Genomic DNA, 19,027 nt, shown 5'->3' with positions numbered 1-19,027 from the left:
TGGAGTTTTACGAAAGGGCTGCTGTTTGGCGGCCCTTTTGTGTTTTGGCCAGACCGCTGTGGCGGATGACGCGAACGTGGAAACGCACGCCGTTGTTGCCTGTATTCTTGCAGCAGAGGTTGAGGAGCCAAGCCTGCGTGGCGGATTACGCGATGCATGCCTGCTGCAAGCAGGGGATTTGTGCAAAACCGGGGTCGTTGGCACAGTCGCGGTTTGCTACAGTACAACTGCGTTAAGTCTGTCAGATTACGTTGACCGGATTGTGCCACTTTTGCCGGACACCATCGCGTCGCGTGAAGGGCAGGGATTGTCATACCCCCGCGTGCTGAGATCGCTTCGGAAGGACGCAAGCACGCCCCAAGGATGCATGGTGCCGTCTATAGCGACCGTATCTGTTGACGTGCGTCGGGGGCTTTGTGATGTGCAGCGCAGTTATGGGCGGCTGAAACTGGCACTGGATGCTGCAAGGTTGGCGCAGATTGAATTGCCATGAAATTTGAGGAACTTGGCCGCGTTTTGCGCAAAGGCTCGCCGTTGTGAAAAAGAAAAAGCCGCAACGATGTGCGGCTTTGTTCGGTGGTGTGTCAGAACGAGCTTACCCTTTTTGTGGCAGTGGCCCGATTAGCATGACCATTTGGCGGCCTTCCATTTTGGGGAAGTTTTCCACTTTGCCTGCTTCTTTGGTGTCTTCTGCAACCCGTTCCAGCAATTCGCGACCCAGGTTCTGGTGCGCCATCTCGCGGCCACGGAAGCGCAGGGTGATTTTCACCTTGTCGCCGTTTTCAAGAAACTTGAACACATTGCGCATTTTCACTTCGTAATCATTGGTGTCCGTGTTTGGACGGAACTTCACCTCTTTGATCTCGATGATCTTTTGTTTCTTGCGGGCCTCGGCTTCGCGTTTTTGTGTCTCATATTTGAATTTGCCAAAATCCATGATCTTGCACACAGGTGGATTGGCATTGGGCGAAATTTCGACCAGATCAAGCCCTGCCTCGTCTGCCATAACCATGGCGCGGGCGGGCGTTACGACACCTACGTTTTCCCCATCAGCGCCAATCAGGCGGATTTCGTTGGAGCGGATTTTGTCGTTGATGCGCGGGCCGGTGTCACGTTGTGGCGGCGCGTTATGAGGTCTGCGAGCGATGGTGGTCTTCCTTCGGTGGTTTTGATGCGTGTGATTGATATTGAGGCCGCAAGGTAAACCTGCCGCGACCGGTCTGCAAGCCGCAATATAAGCTGTCTTGCGCCGAAAGTGGCTATTTTCCCCCTTGAACCTTTCCATCTAAGAGCGCATCTGACACCCACAATTGTGAACGACATAGCCACCATCAGGTGCGTATGCTGTGTCGAGACTGTCTGAGGGGACTTGAGTTATGAAAAATCTGTTGTGGATCGTTGTGGCTGCTGCTGTCGCAGGTGGGGCATATTTGCTCTATTCCGGCCAAACACCAACCGAAGCGTTGAACGAAGCGGCCGAGGCTGTGAATGCCCCTGAGGCGCTTGAAAGTGCATCCGACGTTGTTGGCGATGCAGTTGAGGCAACCGAGGGCGCTGTTGAAGGTGCTGTCGATGCAGCCACTGAAGCTGCGGACGCTGTGGCAGATGCTGCAACCGATGCAGCCGAAGGTGCGGCCGATGCAGTGGACACAGCCGTTGACGCTGCAACGGATACAGCGGCTGCAGCAGCAGAAACTGCCGGTGACGCCGTTGATGCAGCCACGGATGCTGCAAGCGACGCAGTCGACGCGGTTACTGAAACAGCATCCGACGCTGTGGATACAGCAACTGAAGCCGCATCCGATGCGGTTGATGCGGTCACAGATACAGCATCCGATGCTGCAGACGCGGCAACAGAAACAGCCACAGATGCGGTAGAGGCGACAACTGATGCAGTTGCAGATACGGTAGACGCTGTGACGGAAACTGCCGCCGATGCCACAGAAACAGCAACAGAAGCTGCAAGTGACGCCGCAGAAGCTGCAACAGAGAAGGCCTCTGAGGCTGCTGACGCCACTGCCGACGCGGTTCAGTCGACAACGGAAGCTGCCACAGACACGGTCTCTGAAGCGGCAGACGCAACAGCTGATGCTGCAACAGACGCCACCGAAACTGCTACAGATGCCGCGGAAGCAACAGCGGACGCTGCCACGGAGACAGCCTCTGAGGCCGCCGACGCAACAACAGAAGCCGTAGACGCAACAGCGGATGCTGCGGCAGACACTGCCACGGAAGCGGCTGAAGCGACAACCGAAGCCACCGATGCAACAACCGAAGCTGCTGAAGCAACAACCGAAGCTGCTGAAGCGACAACCGAAGCCGCAACAGACGCAACAACGGAAGCCGTAGATGCGACAACTGAAGCTGCTACTGAAGCAACCTCTGGAGGAATAGCAGATTTGCTGACAACTGAAGGCTTCGACTACGACAAAGTTGTTGAAATGGTTGAAGGTTCCGAGATGGGCGCATTCCAGAAAACAGCTTTGAAAACGTCTTTGGAAAAAGCGCGTGACAACCCTGAAGTGCTGGAAACTGTACTGGGCAAAATCAAAGAAGCTATGGGCCTCTAAGCCTTAAGCACCTTACAAAAGTTGATGAAATCGCGTTCCCGAGGGGGCGCGATTTTTTTGTTGTGATCGGCGTATGGGTTCATGCAAACTAGTGCCCAAAGGGGTAGTTTATGGCGAAGTGGGTATTGCGACGACTGTCAGGGTATTGCGGCGCCATGATGATGGGGCGTGATCTGAATGACATGACGCCAAGTGACTTCGACTTTGTAAAGCAAGCGTTGTTTGAACATGGTGTTGTTGTTTTGCCGGATCAGCATCTGTCGCAAGACGCCCATATCGCGGTTGCCGAGGCCTTTGGACCGATAGAGGTCAATCGGTTTTTCACCCCTGTAGACGACCACCCGATGATCGCAGAAGTCCGTACCACGTCGGTTCAGACTGCGGTGATCGGTGGCACGTGGCATACCGATCATTCCTATGATGCCGCCCCTGCAATGTGTTCCATTCTATCAGCGCAAAAATTACCGCCCTATGGCGGGGATACGCATTTTGCGTCCATGACTGCGGCCTATCACGGGTTGTCGCCCGGATTGGGGCAACTTCTAGGGGGCTTGAAGGCGTGGCACTCCGACAGCAGCTTTGCAGACAGTCAATTGGGTTTAAACGAAAGTCCGGATGCATTCCGCTATCCGGTGTTACATCCTGTGGTCGTACGGCATCCACAAACCGGTGCGCCGTGTTTGTATGTGAATGGTGATTTCACCACCCACTTTGAGGGTTGGAGCCGCGAGGAAAGTGCGCCTTTGTTGGCGTATCTTTATACACATGCAACCCAACCGATTTTCACCTGTCGGGTGCAGTGGCGTCCGGGCATGGTTGCGATTTGGGACAACCGCTTGGTGCAGCATTATGCAACGGCTGACTATGCGGGGCACGACCGTTTGATGCACCGGATCACCGTTCAGGGTGTGCCATTGTCAGGTTTGTAGGCACCCAGATTTTTTGAAAAAATCTGGGCCGGAAAAATTCGATTTTTCCGTGCGCCTCACCCGACGAACGCTTTTTCCACAACATAATGTTTGGGATCTGAATTCGCGCCTTCTTCCAGCCCGAACCCTTCCATGATCTCTTTGATATCGGTGTTCAGTCCCATTGATCCACACACCATTGCACGGTCTGTGTCCGCCGAAATACCGTCGATGCCGAGGTCTTTGAACACGGTCCCATCTTGCAACAGCGTCGTGATCCGCCCCATCTTCGGGCTTTGTTCGCGCGTGGTTGTTGGGTAATAGCGGATTTTCGCAAGGTTCTCGGCGCCGATCAATTCCTGCATCAGCTCATCCGATTGCAAATCTTCGATCAGTTTGCGGCTGTATTCCAGCTCAGCCACATCGCGGCAGGTGTGGGTGATGATAACCTCATCGTAGTCTTCATAGGTTTGCGGTTCACGCAGCAGCGATGCGAAAGGCGCAAAGCCGGTGCCGGTTGAAAAGAACCAGATCCGTTTGCCAGGCAACAATGCGTCATGCACCAAAGTGCCCACGGGTTTTGGGCGCAGGATGATTTCATCGCCGACTTTAATATGTTGCAATTTGGAGGTCAGTGGACCGTCCTGCACTTTGATGGAATAAAACTCCAATTCCTCGTCCCATGCAGGCGACGCGATGGAATAGGCGCGCAGCAGCGGTTTTTGCTTGCCTGTTTCGGGGTGCGGATCCCCCATCAAGCCGATCATCACAAATTCACCCGACCGAAAGCGCAGCGATGCAGGCCGCGTGACGCGGAAGGAAAACAGACGGTCCGTCCAGTGTTTCACTTCAGTGACGGTCTGGGCATCGGGAAGGGTCGGGGCCTTTGCGGCGGTCGCTGTGTTCACTGGTGTTTGCTCGGTCATGTCTATGTCAACGCAGATTTACACCTGCGCCTCCTTGGTAGCTAGAAAAATGTGGAACGGAAAGGGGACGTTTAGCCGCGCAAGCGGGCCTGATAATCGTTCGCCGTCCAATCGCTGCGGAACTGCCATTGGGATTGCGGTTGCCGGGCGGCGAGGTCCTGTGTGATCTCAACCTCGTCAAAGCCCACGCGCCGCGCCATTGCGTATTGGTCTGCAATGACGTGGCCCCGCGCGCGCAAGCGTCCGGTGTAGCCTTTCAGCCGCAGCATCCGCGCGATGGTAAAGCCGCGCCCGTCTGCAAAACTGGGAAAGTCCACACGCACCATTTCCAGGCTTGGAGTGATCTGGATGTCATCGGGGTTGATGTCGGATGGCACATCAAGCGCAACCACATCATTGGCCGTATCGCCAAATGCCGTGTAGCCCCGCGTCCAGGTTTCGGGGGCAAAACCTTCGTCTGTCACGATGATCGTCATTGTATATCTCCTGAGTGCGGCACGTTGTCTACCGCAGGGGTCCGCACCATTTTTCCGTCTACAAAATGAATGCCACATTCTTCTTTTTCCGTTTCGCGCCAACGTCCTGCGCGAGGGTCTTCGCCTTCGGCGACAGGGGTTGTGCAAGGTGCACATCCGATAGAGGGGTAGCCTTTGGCCACAAGCGGGTGGCGCGGCAGTTGCGTCGCTTTCATGTAGCGGATGGTGTCTTGCGCCGACCATAAGGCCAGCGGGTTGACCTTGAGGCGGGTTGTGCCTGTTTCGACCTCAAACATATGCAGCCGTTGGCGTGTGCCTGATTGATGCCGTTTGCGGCCGGTGATCCAACCGCCATACTGTGCCAGCGCCTTTTGCAGGGGGGCCGTTTTGCGCAAAGTGCAGCAGGCGTTGGTGTCGCTTTTGTGCAATGTGCCATTCGGGTCGAGGATTTTTGAATCTTCTGCCCTAATGACATGCAGGTTTGTCAGGCCCAATAATTCAGCCACGCGCTTTTGATGCTCAAGTGTTTCGTCAAACAACATTTCAGTGTCCACGAACAGCACCGGTACGTCGGGTTTGACCTTGGCGGCCAATTGCAACAGCACAACTGAATCCGCGCCAAAGCTGGACACCAATGCGATGTCTGGGACCTCACGAAAGGCGGCATCCAGCACTTCTGCGGCGCCTGCGTGGGCGTAGCGTGCATTCAGCTGCGCCGCACGTCCTGCGCTGATTGCGCGGCCGGAGCCTCCGGCGGAGGTTTTTTTGGCGAGATGAAGCCGGGGATCAGGCTGCATTGGCGGCCTGCGCTTCCGGGTAAAGGGCCGCCTTGAAGGGGGCCATGCCGAGGCGGCGGTAGGTTGCGATGAACTCTTCGCCTTCAAGGCGGATGTTAAGGTATGCGTCCACGATCCGCTCAATGGCGGGGATCAAGTCCTCGGCTGCAAAGCCTGGCCCCGCGCGGTCGCCTACTTTTGCGGTTTCGGTGTGGTCGCCGCCCAGAGTGATCTGGTAATTTTCCACGCCTGCGCGATCAAGCCCCAAGATGCCGATGTGTCCCACATGATGGTGCCCACAGGCGTTGATGCAGCCGGAAATTTTGATTTTCAGGTTGCCGATTTCATGTTCGAGTTTGAGTTCGTCAAAGCGCGTTGCGATTTCCTGAGCGATCGGGATTGAGCGGGCAGTGGCCAGCGCGCAATAATCCATGCCGGGGCAGGCGATGATGTCGCTGATCAGCCCGATATTGGCTGTTGCGAGGTCTTGCGCCCTCAGCGCCGCGTGGATGCTGGGCAGGTCGGATTTATGCACATGCGGCAGGATCACGTTTTGCTCGTGACTGATGCGCAATTCATCGTGCCCGAAGCGTTTGGCAAGATCCGCCATCAGACGCATTTGTATGGCAGAGGCGTCGCCCGGTGTGGCGCCGTGTTTTTTCAGGCTGATTGACACGATGGAATAGCCATCCGCCTTATGCGCCGTGATGTTCGTGTCGGCCCATGCGCGGAACAACGGATCGCGGTGGTAGGCGTCTTTGAACGTTGCTTCGGATTTTTGCACAAATTCCGGTGCCGCGAATTGCGATTTGTATTCGGCCAGCTTTTGCTGGTCGATGCCAGAAAACGTACCCTTAAGGACCGCGAAACGCTCCTCGACCAAGCGGCGGATTTCGTCGATGCCGTGTTCATGCACGGTGATCTTGATCCGCGCTTTATACTTATTGTCCCGCCGCCCAATCTGGTTCCAGACGGAAACGATCGCCTCCAAGTAGGGCAACAAGTCTTCTTGTGGCAGGAAGTCGGTGATGACTTTGCCAATCATGGGCGTGCGGCCCAAACCGCCGCCTACAAGCACTTCGAAACCTGCCAGCCCGTCTTTTTCGACCATACGCAGCCCGATGTCATGGGCGCGGGTCACGGCGCGATCATTGGGCGATCCTGTGATCGCGATCTTGAACTTGCGCGGCATGAATTGGAATTCGGGGTGGTCTGTCGACCATTGGCGGATCAGCTCGGCCACGGGGCGGGGATCGGCGATCTCATCCGCTGCCGCCCCTGCAAAATGGTCTGCTGTTACGTTGCGGATCGTGTTGCCAGAGGTTTGGATGGCATGCATCCCGACCTTGCCAAGCGCGTCCAGCATGTCTGGCACGTCTTTCAGTTCGGGCCAGTTGTACTGGATGTTTTGACGGGTCGTGAAGTGGCCGTAGCCCTTGTCCCATTTTTCGGAAATATCCGCGAGTACACGCATTTGGGCGGAATTCAGCGTGCCATAGGGAATGGCCACGCGCAGCATGTAGGCGTGCAGTTGCAGATAAAGGCCGTTCATCAAACGCAGGGGTTTGAATTCATCTTCGGTCAGGGAGCCATCAAGGCGGCGTTCGACCTGAGCGCGGAACTGGGCGTTGCGGGATGCGATGAAATCGGTGTCGAATTCGGAATACTGATACATCTTATGCGACCTCTTGTTTGCCATGGTTGTAGTTGGAAGGCCCTTTGGCCCGGAACGCTTCGCGGAAGTGGGTGGTTGTGGGGACGCCATCGACGACCTCTGTGTCTGCCAGATAGACGCCCACAACGCTGTTCACCTGTTGGCTGCCTTCGATCAGGCGCAGGTCTGCGTGGGCCTCATCCGTCAGGACTTCGGCGTCTTTCAGATCACGCGACCAGCCGTTGAGCGTTTGATAGATCACGTCGCCTTTGAGAAGATCATTGGCGGTGACGATTTTGGGTGTGAACGCTTTAGGCATTATGCAAATTCCCGTGTGATAAGTGTAGCGGCGGCTTCTGAAGCGGCACGAGGCGCGAGGCCATAGAATGTGAGGGCGGGTCCGGACATTTCGGCCTCTGCCAGATCGGCAGGCAGATGTGCCAGCGTCGTGGACAGCACGCGTTGATCGGGGCGCGAGGCGTTTTCGATCACGGTGACGGGCGTATTTTGATCTGCGCCATGCATGATCAGGCGTCCTTGCACGAAGCGGGCGGATTTCTTGCCCATGTAGATGGCGGCGACCTGATCGGGTTTGGCCAAAGCCGCCCAATCGTGATCTGCGAACCCTTGCATGTCGTGCCCTGTCAAGAAGCGGACCGACGCATTGCGGCCACGGCGTGTCAGGCTTTGACCGATGCTGGCCACCGCAGCAGAGGCCGCAGTGATACCTGGCACAATGTGCCACCCGATGTCTGCTGCGGTCACTGCATCTATTTCTTCATCCAACCGTCCAAAGACGGTGCTATCGCCGGATTTCAAACGCACGACTTGTGCGCCGGACACCCCGTGTTCCACAAGTAAATCGTTGATGACCTCTTGGGGGGTGGAGGGGCCAAAGCCTTCTTTGCCCACATCCAGCATGATCGCTTCGCGGCGGGCCAGTTCAAGGATTTCGGGGCTAATGAGGCGGTCGTAAATGACCACGTCGGCCTCGTCCAAGGCTTTGCGGGCTTTCAGCGTCAACAATTCGGGATCACCGGGGCCTGCGCCAACAAAGGCGATATGGCCCTCGCGGGCTTTGCGGTTCAGGTGGTCGTCCAGAAGGGCGTCCAACGCGGGTTGCACGGCTTCGACGCCGTCTGTCATCGCAGCGGGGCCTGCGTTGAAGTAGTAGTCGCGCCAGAAATCACGACGTGCGCGGCCAAAGGGCAGTCTGTAGGACATCTTGCGGAAGGTCTTGCCGATACGCGCCAGTGTGCCAAGCGTGCTGGGCAGCTTTTCTTCCAGGTCCGCCTTGATGGCGCGGGCCAGAACAGGTGCCGCCCCTTCGGTGCCGATGGCGATGGTCACAGGATCACGGTCCACGATGGCGGGGGTGATGAATTGGCTGTCTTCAAGGTTGTCCACGACGTTGACCAATGCGCCGTCGTTGTGGGCGATGGCGGCGGTGCGTTTGTCTTCAACCGCGTCTTCGTCCGCTGCATAGAACAGGGCAGCACACATCGCGTCGCCGGGCTCCATCGCGCGGGGGATCAGGGTTAGTTTGCCCTCGGTGGCCCATGTTTTGATCTCGGGGGCGGCGTCGGGGCTGAACACATTGATATGGGCTGTCGTTTTCAAAAGTAGACGCAGCTTTGCAAGGGCAGCATCCCCACCGCCAGATAACACGATGCGCCGACCTGATGTGGCCAGAAAGATAGGAAAATGATCCATGTGCAGCACCTGTGTTGGTTGTTTGACTTGACCCTCAATATAGGAAATATTCCCGATAAGTTGCTAGTGCGCAGCTTAGATAAGGACGTTTGTTCTAGGTCACCACCGGAATAGAACGCCTGTACTGTGATTTGAGGATGAAGCGAATGAGCGTTCGGATAGACGATGTAGACAGGAAAATCCTTGGGGCTTTGCAGCGCGACGCAAGCCAGTCTTTGGATGAAATTGCAAAGGAAGTTGGCAGTTCCAAGACCCCTGTGTGGAATCGTATCCGCAAGCTGAAAGAGGCCGGTGTGATCGGCCAACAGACGGTTTTTCTGGATGCAGAGGCCTTGGGCTTTGAGGCGTGTTTCTTTGTTTTGATCCGCACATCCGAGCATGAAGCGGATTGGCAGGCAAAATTCCTAAAAGCACTGCGCGACCGCGCCGAGGTGCAAGAAGCGCACCGTTTGGCGGGCGACATCGACTACATTCTGAAAGTGCGCGTGAAAAACGCCCGCGCCTACGACGCATTCTATCAGGCTTTGATCGGTGAAGTGCGCGTGCACAACGTCACGGCGCTGTTGTCTATGGAAGAAATCAAATCCACGACCATGTTGCCGCTTTAAGGGGTGACTATCAACGCCTTGAGCTGGTGAAAATGGTAGGTGTTGGCAAATTCGGGCGTCGCCGCCAAGGCAAGGTCGGGGTGTGCATCAAACAACATCGGCAGGGCGACATGCATTTCCAGCCTTGCCAGTGGAGCCCCGACGCAAAAGTGCACGCCCCCCCCAAACGCCAGATGGGCAGGTGTTTTGCGGATCGGGTCAAACGTGTCGGGGGCGTTCAAAAGGGCGGGGTCACGGCCTGCGGCACCCAGCATCAGCGCAACCTGCTGACCCGCCTTCAAAATATGCCCGCCTAGACTGATGTCTTCGTACGCAAAACGCGTGAACATGTGCAGGGGCGGGTCGAAACGCAACAGCTCTTCTGTGGTGTTGGCGATTGCATCCGGGGCCAAGGCAGCCCTGTCGGTGTTGTGTTCCAACAGCGTTTTTAAAGCCAAGCCCAAACTGTGCACTGTTGCTTCGTGTCCGGCGTTCAAAAGCAAAACGCAGGTGCCGATCAATTCATCTGTGTTCAGCTTTTCGCCGTCTTCTTCCGCTGCAATCAATCGGGTGATCAGATCATCGGCAGGGTGATTGCGTTTCACTTTGATATAGTCGCGCAAATAGCTATTGAATTCGGCAGCGGCGGTGTTTGCTGCGTGTTCCGTATCAACCGTGCGGCTGGCTTGATACATGGCAACCATCGCACTCGACCAGCGCAACAGATCAGGGGCGTGGGCTTCGGGCACGCCCAACAGACGGGCGATGACGCGCACAGGCACTTGGCTGCAGTAGGCCGGCAAAAGGTCGAATGCGCCGCGCGGAAACGCTGCAATCAGGTCGGTGCAAATGTTGCGAATATCGGGGGCCAGGTTTGCCACGCGCTTTGAGGTAAAGGCGCGCAAAACCAGTGACCGCAAACGCTTGTGACGGTTGCCTTCCATATCCAGCATTGAATGTTCTTCAATCGCATCAAAGGCTTGCAAATGGTCTTGGGATGGGGCGCTTTGATCCAAAGGTCTGGCGCGTCCCAACCGTTTGTCACGCAACAGGGCGTGGACTGTTGCATGGTCGAAGGCCGCCAGCATGTTGTAGTCTTGCCAAAAGTGCACAGGCCCAAGGGCACGGGTTCTGGCGTAAAACGGATATGGGTTTTGCACAAAATCAGGGTCTAGCGGGGATTGAACAAGCAAGGTCATGTCCTATCCATGGCGTGTTGCGCACTGGATGACTATGGTCTTTTTTGGGCTTTCGCGGGCTTTGTGTGCAAAACAACCCATTTGGTCAAGAAGGACGACGGATGACTTAACGCGATGTGTCGAATGCGAGGCGTGCGGCCAACGCAGCAAAAACAGTGCCCAGTGCATACTGAGACCATTTCGCAAGCATGCCGTTTTGCGAAAGACTATGACTGACCCGGCTTGCCGCAAGGATCACCGTGCCGTTGACGAAAAAACCAATGCCGTTCAGAACCGTGGCCAGCACCATAATCTGCACAGCGATGGATCCGGACTGAGGTGTCACAAACTGCGGAAACAGAGCCAACACAAAAATAGCCATTTTGGGGTTCAGTAAGTTTGTCAGAAATCCTTGCTGGAACATAAGGGTGGCTGTTTGGTTGGCCCGTTTTTTAGTTGTTTTCGGGTTGGTCGGCGTGTTTGCGGTAAAGGCGCCCCATGCAAGATACAACAAATATGCAGCGCCGATGTAGCGCACGATGTCGTAGGCGATGGGAACTGCCAAAAACAGCTGGGACAGGCCCAACGCCGCGGCCAAAGCGTGAAAATAAGTGCCCGCAGCGATCCCGGCCCATGTGGCGAGCCCAGCGACACGGCCCTGCGCGGCACTGCGTGACGCAATCAGCAGCATGTCGGGCCCCGGTGTCATCGTCAAAGCAAGCGCTGCGGTTGCAAAAAGCAGTAAGGTAGAAAGCTCTGGCATCGGTGATGTCCCAAATGATCGTTCAGTAAAATTCTATGCTGCCATAGCGCATTGGGCAACGATGGTTTGTGCATTTTGCACGGTGTCTTTGCCGCCCGTGCCGCTTGTAGGCTGGCCTTTGCACATGGCTTTGTTAGGATGTGGCAATGGGGCAGGGGATTTTTCAAAGACTGGTGATTGCGTTCGGCTTTGGCGTGGTGGTTCTGGCCATCTCGACGGGGGTGTGGCGCTACGGGTACGTTCAGGCCTTGGGGCAGCTGTCGCGTCAGGGGTCTGTGGATCTCGCTTTGGCGGCGGATCGGCTTACGGGGCAATTGCAGCGGTACCGCGAATTGGCAGTTCTGACGGCAGACCGCCCTGTCGCCGCCCAAATTGCAGGTGGCATCGTCGACACCGTGACGCGGAGGCGGTTGCTGGAAATTGTCGATAAAACCGGCGCTTTGGATGTGATGGTTGTGGACACGGATGGCTTTGTGTTGGCATCGGCACGCGGTGTGGACAGTCTGGATCTCAGCGCGCAGCCTTTTGTGCGCCGGGCTATGCAAGGGGCGTTGGGACGTGCGCATGGGCTGCGTGCCCCATTTGATCGCAGGGCTTACTATTACGCGGCCCCTATCTTTTCGGGGGCGGGCACTGTGCAGGGCGCTGTGGTGGTGGCGGCAGACATAGCGGCCATCGAATGGGATTGGGTCGGGTCCAACCCGCCTGTGTTTTTCACCGACGATACAGGCGAAGTCTTCATTTCAAACCGCTCTGAACTGGTGTTTTGGCAACGCCGCGAAGATCAACCGGGATTGCGACCGGCATCGGGCATTGCCCCTGCCTTTAACAGTTACCTGTTGGGGCCGCATGAGGTCTGGCAATTGGGGTGGGGCCCGTATTTGCCTGCCAATGCATTGCATATCACGCGCGATTTGCCAGTGATTGGCATGACGGGCGAAGTGTTGATGGATGTGTCGCCCGCGCGCCGCCTTGCGATGTTGCAGGCGGCGGCGGTTGCGGCCTTGTGTTTGGCCTTTGGGGCCGTGTTGTTTGTGGCGACCGAACGCAGACGCACATTGGCGCAGGCCAATGCGTTATTGGAAGCCCGCGTGGCCGAACGCACCACAGAACTGGAACGCAGCAACGCCCAGCTGCGTTTTGAGGCAACAGAGCGGGAAGAAGCGCAAGCCGCGCTGGCGCAGGCGCAATCTGATCTGGTGCAAGCAGGCAAGCTAAGCGCTTTGGGGCAGATGAGCGCAGGCATCAGCCACGAATTGAACCAGCCTTTGATGGCAATCCGGTCATTTGCGGAAAATGGCGTCGAATTTATGGCCCGTGACAAACCGGAACGGGCCGCGGAAAACTTGACCCGTATTTCGGAACTGGCGCGGCGCATGGGGCGCATTATCAAAAATTTACGGGCCTTTGCGCGGCAGGAAAGCGAAAGCCTTGTGCGGGTGGACGTGGGCGCAGTGTTGGTGTCGGCGCTTGAGCTGACGGAGGCGCGACTGCGCGCCTGCGGTGTTGTGTTGCAGGTGAACCGCCCTGACAATCCTGTCTATGTGCGTGGCGGCGAAGTCCGTTTGGGGCAGGTGTTTGTAAACCTGATCAGCAATGCGGCCGACGCGATGCAAGACAGTGCTGAAAAGCAGCTCACGATACATATCGTCCAAGGCAAAGCGCCAGCCGATGGCGGGAATCCGGACGGGCTCGGTGCTGTGACAGTGACCTTCGAAGACACCGGCCCGGGCATTTCAGTGCCTGACAAAGTGTTCGACCCGTTCTATTCGACCAAAGAAGTCGGCGCGTCCGAAGGCATGGGGTTGGGTCTGTCGATTTCTTACGGCATCGTGCAAAGTTTTGGCGGCGAAATTCGTGGCACCAACACAGACAAAGGCGCTGTGTTCATGGTGCATCTGGATCACTGGCAAGAGGATGGCAAGATAACATGACACGATCTGTTCTTGTGGTGGATGATGATGCAGCCGTGCGGGACGCGGTGTCGCAAACGCTGGAACTGGCCGATCTTGATCCAATGCCTGTGGGGTCTTTTGTTGCGGCCAAAGACCACATCAACAGGGGCTTTGACGGGGTCATCTTGTCCGACATCCGCATGCCGGGGCGCGACGGGTTTCATCTTTTGGATTATGCCCATGCCCAAGACCCCGATCTGCCTGTGATCTTGCTGACAGGGGAAGGGGATATTCCGATGGCGGTGCAGGCCATGGGTCAGGGCGCTTTTGATTTTTTGGAAAAACCCTGCGCCCCCAGTGACTTGTTGGCTGTTCTTGAGCGGGCTTTAAAGACACGCGCATTGGTTTTGGAAAACCGTCGTCTGACGGAATTGGTGGAAACAGGTGATCCTGCGGCGCGCATGTTGTTTGGGTCTTCTGATCTGGCAGAAGCGATGCGCACGCGGGTGCGCCGGTTTGCACAATTGGATGCTGATGTGCTTGTGACCGGCGCGACCGGCACCGGTATTTCCAAAGTGGCTGAAGTGATCCATCTGTCATCCACACGGTCCAAAGCGCCATTTGTGAAACAGGCTGCGGCAGATTTGACCGTGCTGCATCTGGAAGCGGCGCTGCAAGACGCACAAGGCGGCAGCTTGTTTCTGGATGAAATCGCCCTGTTGCCTGCCAACACGCAATTGTTTCTGGCAGAAGTGCTGGAAGGTGGCGCGACAGCGCGTCTGCTGGCGGGCAGCACGCGTGATCTGGACGATGTTGTGGCCCAAGGCCGCTTGAATGCAGACCTTTATTACCGCGTCAACACCATGACTGTGCGCATCCCTTCATTGGCAGAGCGCCCCGAAGACATTCCCGTCCTATTTCGCCATTACGTTGCCCAAGCCAGCGAACAGGCAGGCTTGCAAGCGCCGGATATTAACCCGGATTTTGAAGCCACATTGATGGCGCAAAACTGGCCCGGCAATGCGCGATCGTTGATGAGTGCGGCGATGCGGTTTGTCTTGGGCATGCCGGAAGACGTCACGGAAGCCACTGATCTGGGACTAAGCGAACAGATGGCGCGGGTAGAGCGGTCATTGCTGATTGCTGCCTTGGGGCGGCACAACGGGATGGCGGCCCGTGCGGCTGAAGGGTTAAAGCTGCCGCGGAAAACCTTTTACGACAAATTGAAACGATACGGGATTCGCGCCGAAGACTACCGGCGCTAACATCTGTGCGGATTTCCGCACAGATGGTTCAGGTGCTGTGCGAAAATCCGCACGCTTTGGGTTTGTGTGCGTGAGTTTTACTTTTAAAAAGCTGCGTTAGTAACTGTTTTCATTGTAATTAATCCAAGTTTGTTTTTAGTGCCTCCGCGTCCATGCATCGGAGGTGTGGATGTGGTTCACTTGCTGCAAGCCGCCCAAAAGGTGGCGCTACATCTATGTTTCTGGGAGGAAACCACATGAAATTCGTATCTGCTGTGGCTGCGGCCGCGCTTAGCTTTACAGTCTCCGCTGGTGCCGTTGCGGCGGCTTGTGATGACGGCGAAATCGTCATCAAATTCAGCCACGTGACCAACACCGACAAACACCCCAAAGGCATCGCCGCCTCGCTGCTGGAACAGCGCGTCAATGACGAGATGAACGGCACGGCCTGCATGGAAGTGTTCCCGAATTCGACACTGTACAACGACAACCAGGTGCTGGAAGCGATGCTGCAAGGCGACGTTCAACTGGCGGCCCCATCGCTGTCCAAGTTCGAGCAGTTCACCAAGCAATTCCGCATCTTTGATCTGCCCTTCATGTTCAACGACATCGCGGCTGTTGACGCGTTCCAAAGCTCTGAAACGGGTCAGGCTATGAAAGAAAGCATGACGCGCCGTGGCCTTTTGGGCCTCGCGTTCTGGCACAACGGCATGAAGCAAATGTCGGCCAACGTGCCTTTGGAATCCCCATCTGATGCCGATGGCCTCAAGTTCCGCGTTCAAAACTCTGACGTTTTGAAAGCGCAAATGGCGGCTTTGGGTGGCTCTCCGCAACCAATGGCGTTTTCCGAAGTGTACGGCGCGTTGCAAACCGGTGTTGTCGATGGTCAGGAAAACACCTGGTCCAACATCTACGGCAAAAAGTTCTTTGAAGTCCAAGACGGCGTGACCGAAACCAACCACGGCATCATCGACTATCTGTTGGTGACCAATGTGGATTGGTGGGAAGGTCTGGACGAAGGTGTGCGCACCCAGCTTGGCACGATCATCGAAGAAGTCACTTCGGCGCGTAACGCGGAATCCACAGCTGTGAACGCATCCAACAAGCAAGCCATTCTGGACGCGGGCGGTGTTGTGCGTGAACTGACTGCAGAGCAGCGCGAAGAATGGGTGAGCGTTATGAAACCCGTTTGGGAACAGTTCAAAGGCGATGTTGGCCAAGAAAACATCGACGCGGCCCAAGCGATCAACGCCGCAACAAACTAAGCTCAAGAACCCCGCGCTGGCTGGTCTGGCGCGGGGTTTATTCTGTTTGAAACAGGGGGGAAGGACGATGGCGTCCAATTACAACAAAGCCGAATTGACAGGCGTGGGGCGCTGGGTCAACGAGTTCGAAGAAACGGCGATTGCACTGATTTTGGGCGCGATGCTGGTGATCACCTTTATTAATGTGGTGCTGCGCTTTGCATTTAATTCTGGCTTGATCTGGGGTTTGGATGCAGTGGCGAACCTGTTTGCATGGCTGGTGATTTTTGGTGCGAGTTATGCGATCAAAACCACGTCGCACTTGGGTGTCGATGCGGTCACCAACCTGTTTTCCCCGCCCATCCGCCGCGTGCTGGCGTTGATTGCGGGCGCGTTGTGCATTCTGTTTGCGGTGCTTTTGATGAAAGGCGCCTGGGATGCTTGGGCCAACTTTGCCAACCTGCCGCAAACCACAGGCCGTTGGTTTCCGACGGGATTTGAGGAGATGCGTCGATCGTCCTTTCGTGGCTATCTGACAGATAATGGCATTCCCATGGTGGAATGGCTGCGCTGGTTAGAACCTTTGATCAACTACGATGAATCTTACGAAAAATTCCCGATGGTCGTTTTGCGCTTCATTCTGCCTTTTGGCGTGGCGCTGATTTTATTTCGCTTCATTCAGGCCTTTGTGCGTGTGTGGACAGGTGTGTCCACCAGCCTGATCGTCAGCCATGAAGCCGAAGACGACGTCGAAAACGTGCGTCATGTGAACGCAGGAGACTGAACCTATGGACGTTGTACTTCTTTTCTCGATGGTCATCGGGCTGATGCTGATCGGGGTGCCGATTGCGGTGTCTTTGGGCCTGTCTTCGACGTTGTTTTTGCTGATCTATTCCGATGCTTCGCTGGCCTCTGTCGCCAATTCGATGTTTGATGCGATGCGCGAACACTACACGCTTCTGGCCATTCCGTTCTTTATTCTGGCCTCGACCTTCATGTCGACGGGCGGCGTGGCGAAACGCATTATCCGCTTTTCCATTGCCTGCGTGGGGCATTTGCCCGGCGGTTTGGCGATTGCGGGTGTCTTTGCTTGTATGCTCTTTGCTGCATTGTCTGGATCGTCCCCGGCCACCGTGGTTGCCATCGGCACGATCGTGATCGCTGGTATGCGCCAAGTCGGCTACACCAAAGATTTTGCCGCTGGCGTCATTGCCAATGCGGGCACCTTGGGCATCCTGATCCCGCCCTCTATCGTTATGGTGGTTTATGCCTCTGCGGTGGATGTGTCCGTGGGGCGCATGTTCCTTGCCGGTGTCATTCCGGGGCTTATGGCGGGTTTCATGTTGATGACGGCTATTTATGTGGTCGCCAAGCTGCGCGATCTGCCCAAAGGCGACTGGTTGGGGTGGGGTGAAATCCGTGCCTCTGGCCTTGATGCGTCTTGGGGCCTGTTTCTGATTGTCATCATTCTGGGTGGCATCTACGGCGGTATCTTCACGCCCACTGAAGCGGCGGCAGTGGCTGCGGTCTATGCTTTTTTGATTTCGGTCTTTGTGTACCGTGACATGGGGCCGTTGCGCACCAAGGATGAAGACGTGCGCAATTTGACTTTGATCGAAAAGCCCGTTGCCCTGGTCACGGTGTTTTTCCACCGTGACACGCGCGACGCGTTGTTTGAGGCGGGTAAGCTGACGGTCACGTTATTGTTCATCATTGCCTGTGCCTTGATCCTCAAGCACGTACTGACCGAGGAACAGATCCCGCAAGCCATCGCCGCATCCATGCTTGAGGCCGGTTTGGGGCCTGTGGTATTCCTGATCATCGTGAACGTGATCTTGCTGATCGGTGGCCAGTTTATGGAACCATCAGGGCTGTTGGTGATCGTAGCGCCCCTGGTCTTTCCCATCGCGATCGAGCTGGGCATTGATCCCATTCATCTGGGCATCATCATGGTTGTGAACATGGAAATCGGTATGATCACCCCGCCTGTTGGTCTGAACCTGTTTGTCACCTCGGGTGTGGCGGGCATGCCGATGATGCGTGTGGTGAAGGCGGCCATGCCCTTCACGGCTGTGTTGTTCGTGTTCTTGATTATGGTCACCTATATTCCGGCGATTTCGACGTGGTTGCCCAACATGATGATGGGCCCTGAAATCATCACCAAATAGGGCAGGCTGCGCCTGCGCGTGATGTTTTGCCGCCCCCTTTTCGGGGGCGGCGCATTGCGAGGCGCTGCCTCGCGCTCCGAAGTATTTCGGGCGAAAGGAAGACTAGGCTCAGGACCCATCAAACCAGCGCCACAGGATTAATGGGTCCTGAGCCTAGGCGGTGTTCAGGGCGTCGATGATTGGGCTGAAGTCTGACGCCTGCAGGCTTGCGCCACCCACCAATGCCCCATCGACGTTGTCCGCTTTGAAGATTTCAGCGGCGTTTGAGGCTTTGACCGACCCGCCATAAAGCAAAGAGATCTGGTTGCCTGTTTCTGTTCCAAAGCGGGCGCATAGTTCGCCGCGCATAAAATCATGGACTTGAATAATCTGGTCAAGCGTGGGGACCTTTCCCGTCCCGATCGCCCAGATAGGTTCATAAGCGATCACCACTGTGTCCGCCGTTGCCCCGTTCGGAACTGACCCTGCCAATTGACCTCCGATGATGTCCAGAGTGTTGTCGGCTTCGCGGTCTTCGAGGCTTTCGCCCAAACATACAATCGCTGTCAGTCCGGCGTCTCGCGCTGCTTCAGCTTTGTTGCGTACATCGCGGTTTCGTTCTGCGTAGGCTTCGCGCCGTTCCGAATGCCCGACGATGACGTAAGACGCGCCCGTGTCGGCAATCATGTGGGCTGCGACATCGCCTGTAAATGCGCCGCTTTGATCTGTGTGGCAGTCTTGCGCCCCAATGTTTATGACGCTGTCTTGTGTTAGGTCTGCTGCACGAAATAACAGGGGGGCAGGGGGGCATATCACGATCGCGCAGTCACAGGTGCTGTGTGATTTGGTCAGTGTTTCCAATTCACTAAGGGAGGCACTGGTGCCATTCATCTTCCAATTGCCTGCTGCGATTTTTTTGGCCATGTGTTTGGGTCCTGCATTTGCG

General features: G+C 56.2%; 19 protein-coding genes. 9 read left to right on the top strand and 10 right to left on the bottom strand.

The features are described from left to right. Positions 1-25: 25 nt before the first annotated feature. Complete coding sequence (locus ABJL60_RS07410) at positions 26-493, top strand: hypothetical protein (protein ID WP_348373722.1); 468 nt, start codon at positions 26-28, stop codon at positions 491-493. Between the two features lie 102 nt (positions 494-595). Here the strand turns inward: ABJL60_RS07410 and infC are convergent, their stop codons facing one another. Further along, positions 596-1,147 carry a translation initiation factor IF-3 gene (gene infC / locus ABJL60_RS07405; RefSeq protein WP_108830075.1) on the bottom strand — a complete coding sequence of 184 codons (552 nt, stop codon included), beginning with the start codon at positions 1,145-1,147 and terminating at the stop codon, positions 596-598. A gap of 229 nt (positions 1,148-1,376) precedes the next feature. Here infC and ABJL60_RS07400 point away from each other — a divergent pair, with 229 nt between their 5' ends. After that, a complete protein-coding gene (locus ABJL60_RS07400; RefSeq protein ID WP_348373721.1) occupies positions 1,377-2,570 on the top strand; it encodes a hypothetical protein in 1,194 nt (397 codons plus the stop codon). 110 nt (positions 2,571-2,680) lie between these two features. After that, positions 2,681-3,499, top strand: a complete 819-nt coding sequence (locus tag ABJL60_RS07395; RefSeq protein WP_348373720.1) for a TauD/TfdA family dioxygenase — start codon at positions 2,681-2,683, stop codon at positions 3,497-3,499. A gap of 56 nt (positions 3,500-3,555) precedes the next feature. Here the strand turns inward: ABJL60_RS07395 and ABJL60_RS07390 are convergent, their stop codons facing one another. From ABJL60_RS07390 to cysG, 6 genes are all read right to left on the bottom strand, one after another. After that, positions 3,556-4,404: a ferredoxin--NADP reductase gene (locus ABJL60_RS07390; protein WP_348289648.1), complete on the bottom strand. Its 849-nt coding sequence runs from the start codon at positions 4,402-4,404 to the stop codon at positions 3,556-3,558. A 71-nt stretch (positions 4,405-4,475) separates the two neighbouring features. After that, a complete protein-coding gene (locus ABJL60_RS07385; RefSeq protein WP_108828096.1) occupies positions 4,476-4,880 on the bottom strand; it encodes a DUF934 domain-containing protein in 405 nt (134 codons plus the stop codon). Beyond that, positions 4,877-5,677: a phosphoadenylyl-sulfate reductase gene (locus ABJL60_RS07380; RefSeq protein WP_348373719.1), complete on the bottom strand. Its 801-nt coding sequence runs from the start codon at positions 5,675-5,677 to the stop codon at positions 4,877-4,879. The genes ABJL60_RS07385 and ABJL60_RS07380 overlap by 4 nt, the downstream gene beginning before the upstream one ends. Continuing rightward, positions 5,667-7,331: a nitrite/sulfite reductase gene (locus tag ABJL60_RS07375; RefSeq protein WP_348373718.1), complete on the bottom strand. Its 1,665-nt coding sequence runs from the start codon at positions 7,329-7,331 to the stop codon at positions 5,667-5,669. The genes ABJL60_RS07380 and ABJL60_RS07375 overlap by 11 nt, the downstream gene beginning before the upstream one ends. A 1-nt stretch (position 7,332) precedes the next feature. Further along, positions 7,333-7,629: a DUF2849 domain-containing protein gene (locus ABJL60_RS07370; RefSeq protein ID WP_348289637.1), complete on the bottom strand. Its 297-nt coding sequence runs from the start codon at positions 7,627-7,629 to the stop codon at positions 7,333-7,335. Continuing rightward, positions 7,629-9,023 (bottom strand): siroheme synthase CysG, encoded by a 1,395-nt coding sequence (cysG, locus tag ABJL60_RS07365; RefSeq protein WP_348373717.1) that lies wholly within the window; start codon positions 9,021-9,023, stop codon positions 7,629-7,631. Before cysG ends, ABJL60_RS07370 begins: the two co-directional genes overlap by 1 nt. A 146-nt stretch (positions 9,024-9,169) precedes the next feature. On the opposite strand from cysG, the gene ABJL60_RS07360 reads away from it, so the two are divergent. Next, positions 9,170-9,631 (top strand): Lrp/AsnC family transcriptional regulator, encoded by a 462-nt coding sequence (locus ABJL60_RS07360; RefSeq protein WP_348289631.1) that lies wholly within the window; start codon positions 9,170-9,172, stop codon positions 9,629-9,631. Here ABJL60_RS07360 and ABJL60_RS07355 read toward each other — a convergent pair. Then, positions 9,628-10,809, bottom strand: a complete 1,182-nt coding sequence (locus tag ABJL60_RS07355; protein ID WP_348289628.1) for a cytochrome P450 — start codon at positions 10,807-10,809, stop codon at positions 9,628-9,630. The two genes, ABJL60_RS07360 and ABJL60_RS07355, sit on opposite strands and share 4 nt — an antisense overlap. 106 nt (positions 10,810-10,915) lie before the next feature. After that, on the bottom strand, positions 10,916-11,551 hold the full coding sequence (locus ABJL60_RS07350; protein ID WP_348373716.1) for a LysE family translocator: 636 nt from the start codon (positions 11,549-11,551) through the stop codon (positions 10,916-10,918). Positions 11,552-11,697: 146 nt separating this feature from the next. Between ABJL60_RS07350 and ABJL60_RS07345 the strand changes: the two genes are divergently transcribed. The 5 genes from ABJL60_RS07345 (at position 11,698) to ABJL60_RS07325 (ending at position 18,102) form a co-directional block, all read left to right on the top strand. Next, positions 11,698-13,485, top strand: coding sequence for an ATP-binding protein (locus ABJL60_RS07345; protein WP_348373715.1), 1,788 nt, complete (start codon positions 11,698-11,700; stop codon positions 13,483-13,485). After that, the gene (locus tag ABJL60_RS07340) at positions 13,482-14,711 is read left to right on the top strand and encodes a sigma-54 dependent transcriptional regulator (protein WP_348373714.1); all 1,230 of its coding nucleotides are present in this window, start codon (positions 13,482-13,484) and stop codon (positions 14,709-14,711) included. Before ABJL60_RS07345 ends, ABJL60_RS07340 begins: the two co-directional genes overlap by 4 nt. A 236-nt stretch (positions 14,712-14,947) precedes the next feature. Then, positions 14,948-15,955 (top strand): DctP family TRAP transporter solute-binding subunit, encoded by a 1,008-nt coding sequence (locus ABJL60_RS07335; protein WP_348289621.1) that lies wholly within the window; start codon positions 14,948-14,950, stop codon positions 15,953-15,955. Between the two features lie 67 nt (positions 15,956-16,022). Continuing rightward, the gene (locus ABJL60_RS07330) at positions 16,023-16,718 is read left to right on the top strand and encodes a TRAP transporter small permease (RefSeq protein WP_348289619.1); all 696 of its coding nucleotides are present in this window, start codon (positions 16,023-16,025) and stop codon (positions 16,716-16,718) included. A 4-nt stretch (positions 16,719-16,722) separates the two neighbouring features. Beyond that, positions 16,723-18,102: a TRAP transporter large permease gene (locus ABJL60_RS07325; RefSeq protein WP_348289617.1), complete on the top strand. Its 1,380-nt coding sequence runs from the start codon at positions 16,723-16,725 to the stop codon at positions 18,100-18,102. 153 nt (positions 18,103-18,255) lie between these two features. On the opposite strand, the gene tpiA is transcribed toward ABJL60_RS07325, so the two are convergent. Beyond that, positions 18,256-19,005, bottom strand: a complete 750-nt coding sequence (tpiA, locus tag ABJL60_RS07320; RefSeq protein ID WP_348373713.1) for a triose-phosphate isomerase — start codon at positions 19,003-19,005, stop codon at positions 18,256-18,258. Positions 19,006-19,027: the final 22 nt, after the last annotated feature.

It is taken from the genome of Ascidiaceihabitans sp. (assembly GCF_039986515.1).
Lineage (GTDB): Bacteria > Pseudomonadota > Alphaproteobacteria > Rhodobacterales > Rhodobacteraceae > Ascidiaceihabitans.
This window is presented reverse-complemented; position numbering and strand designations above follow the sequence as displayed.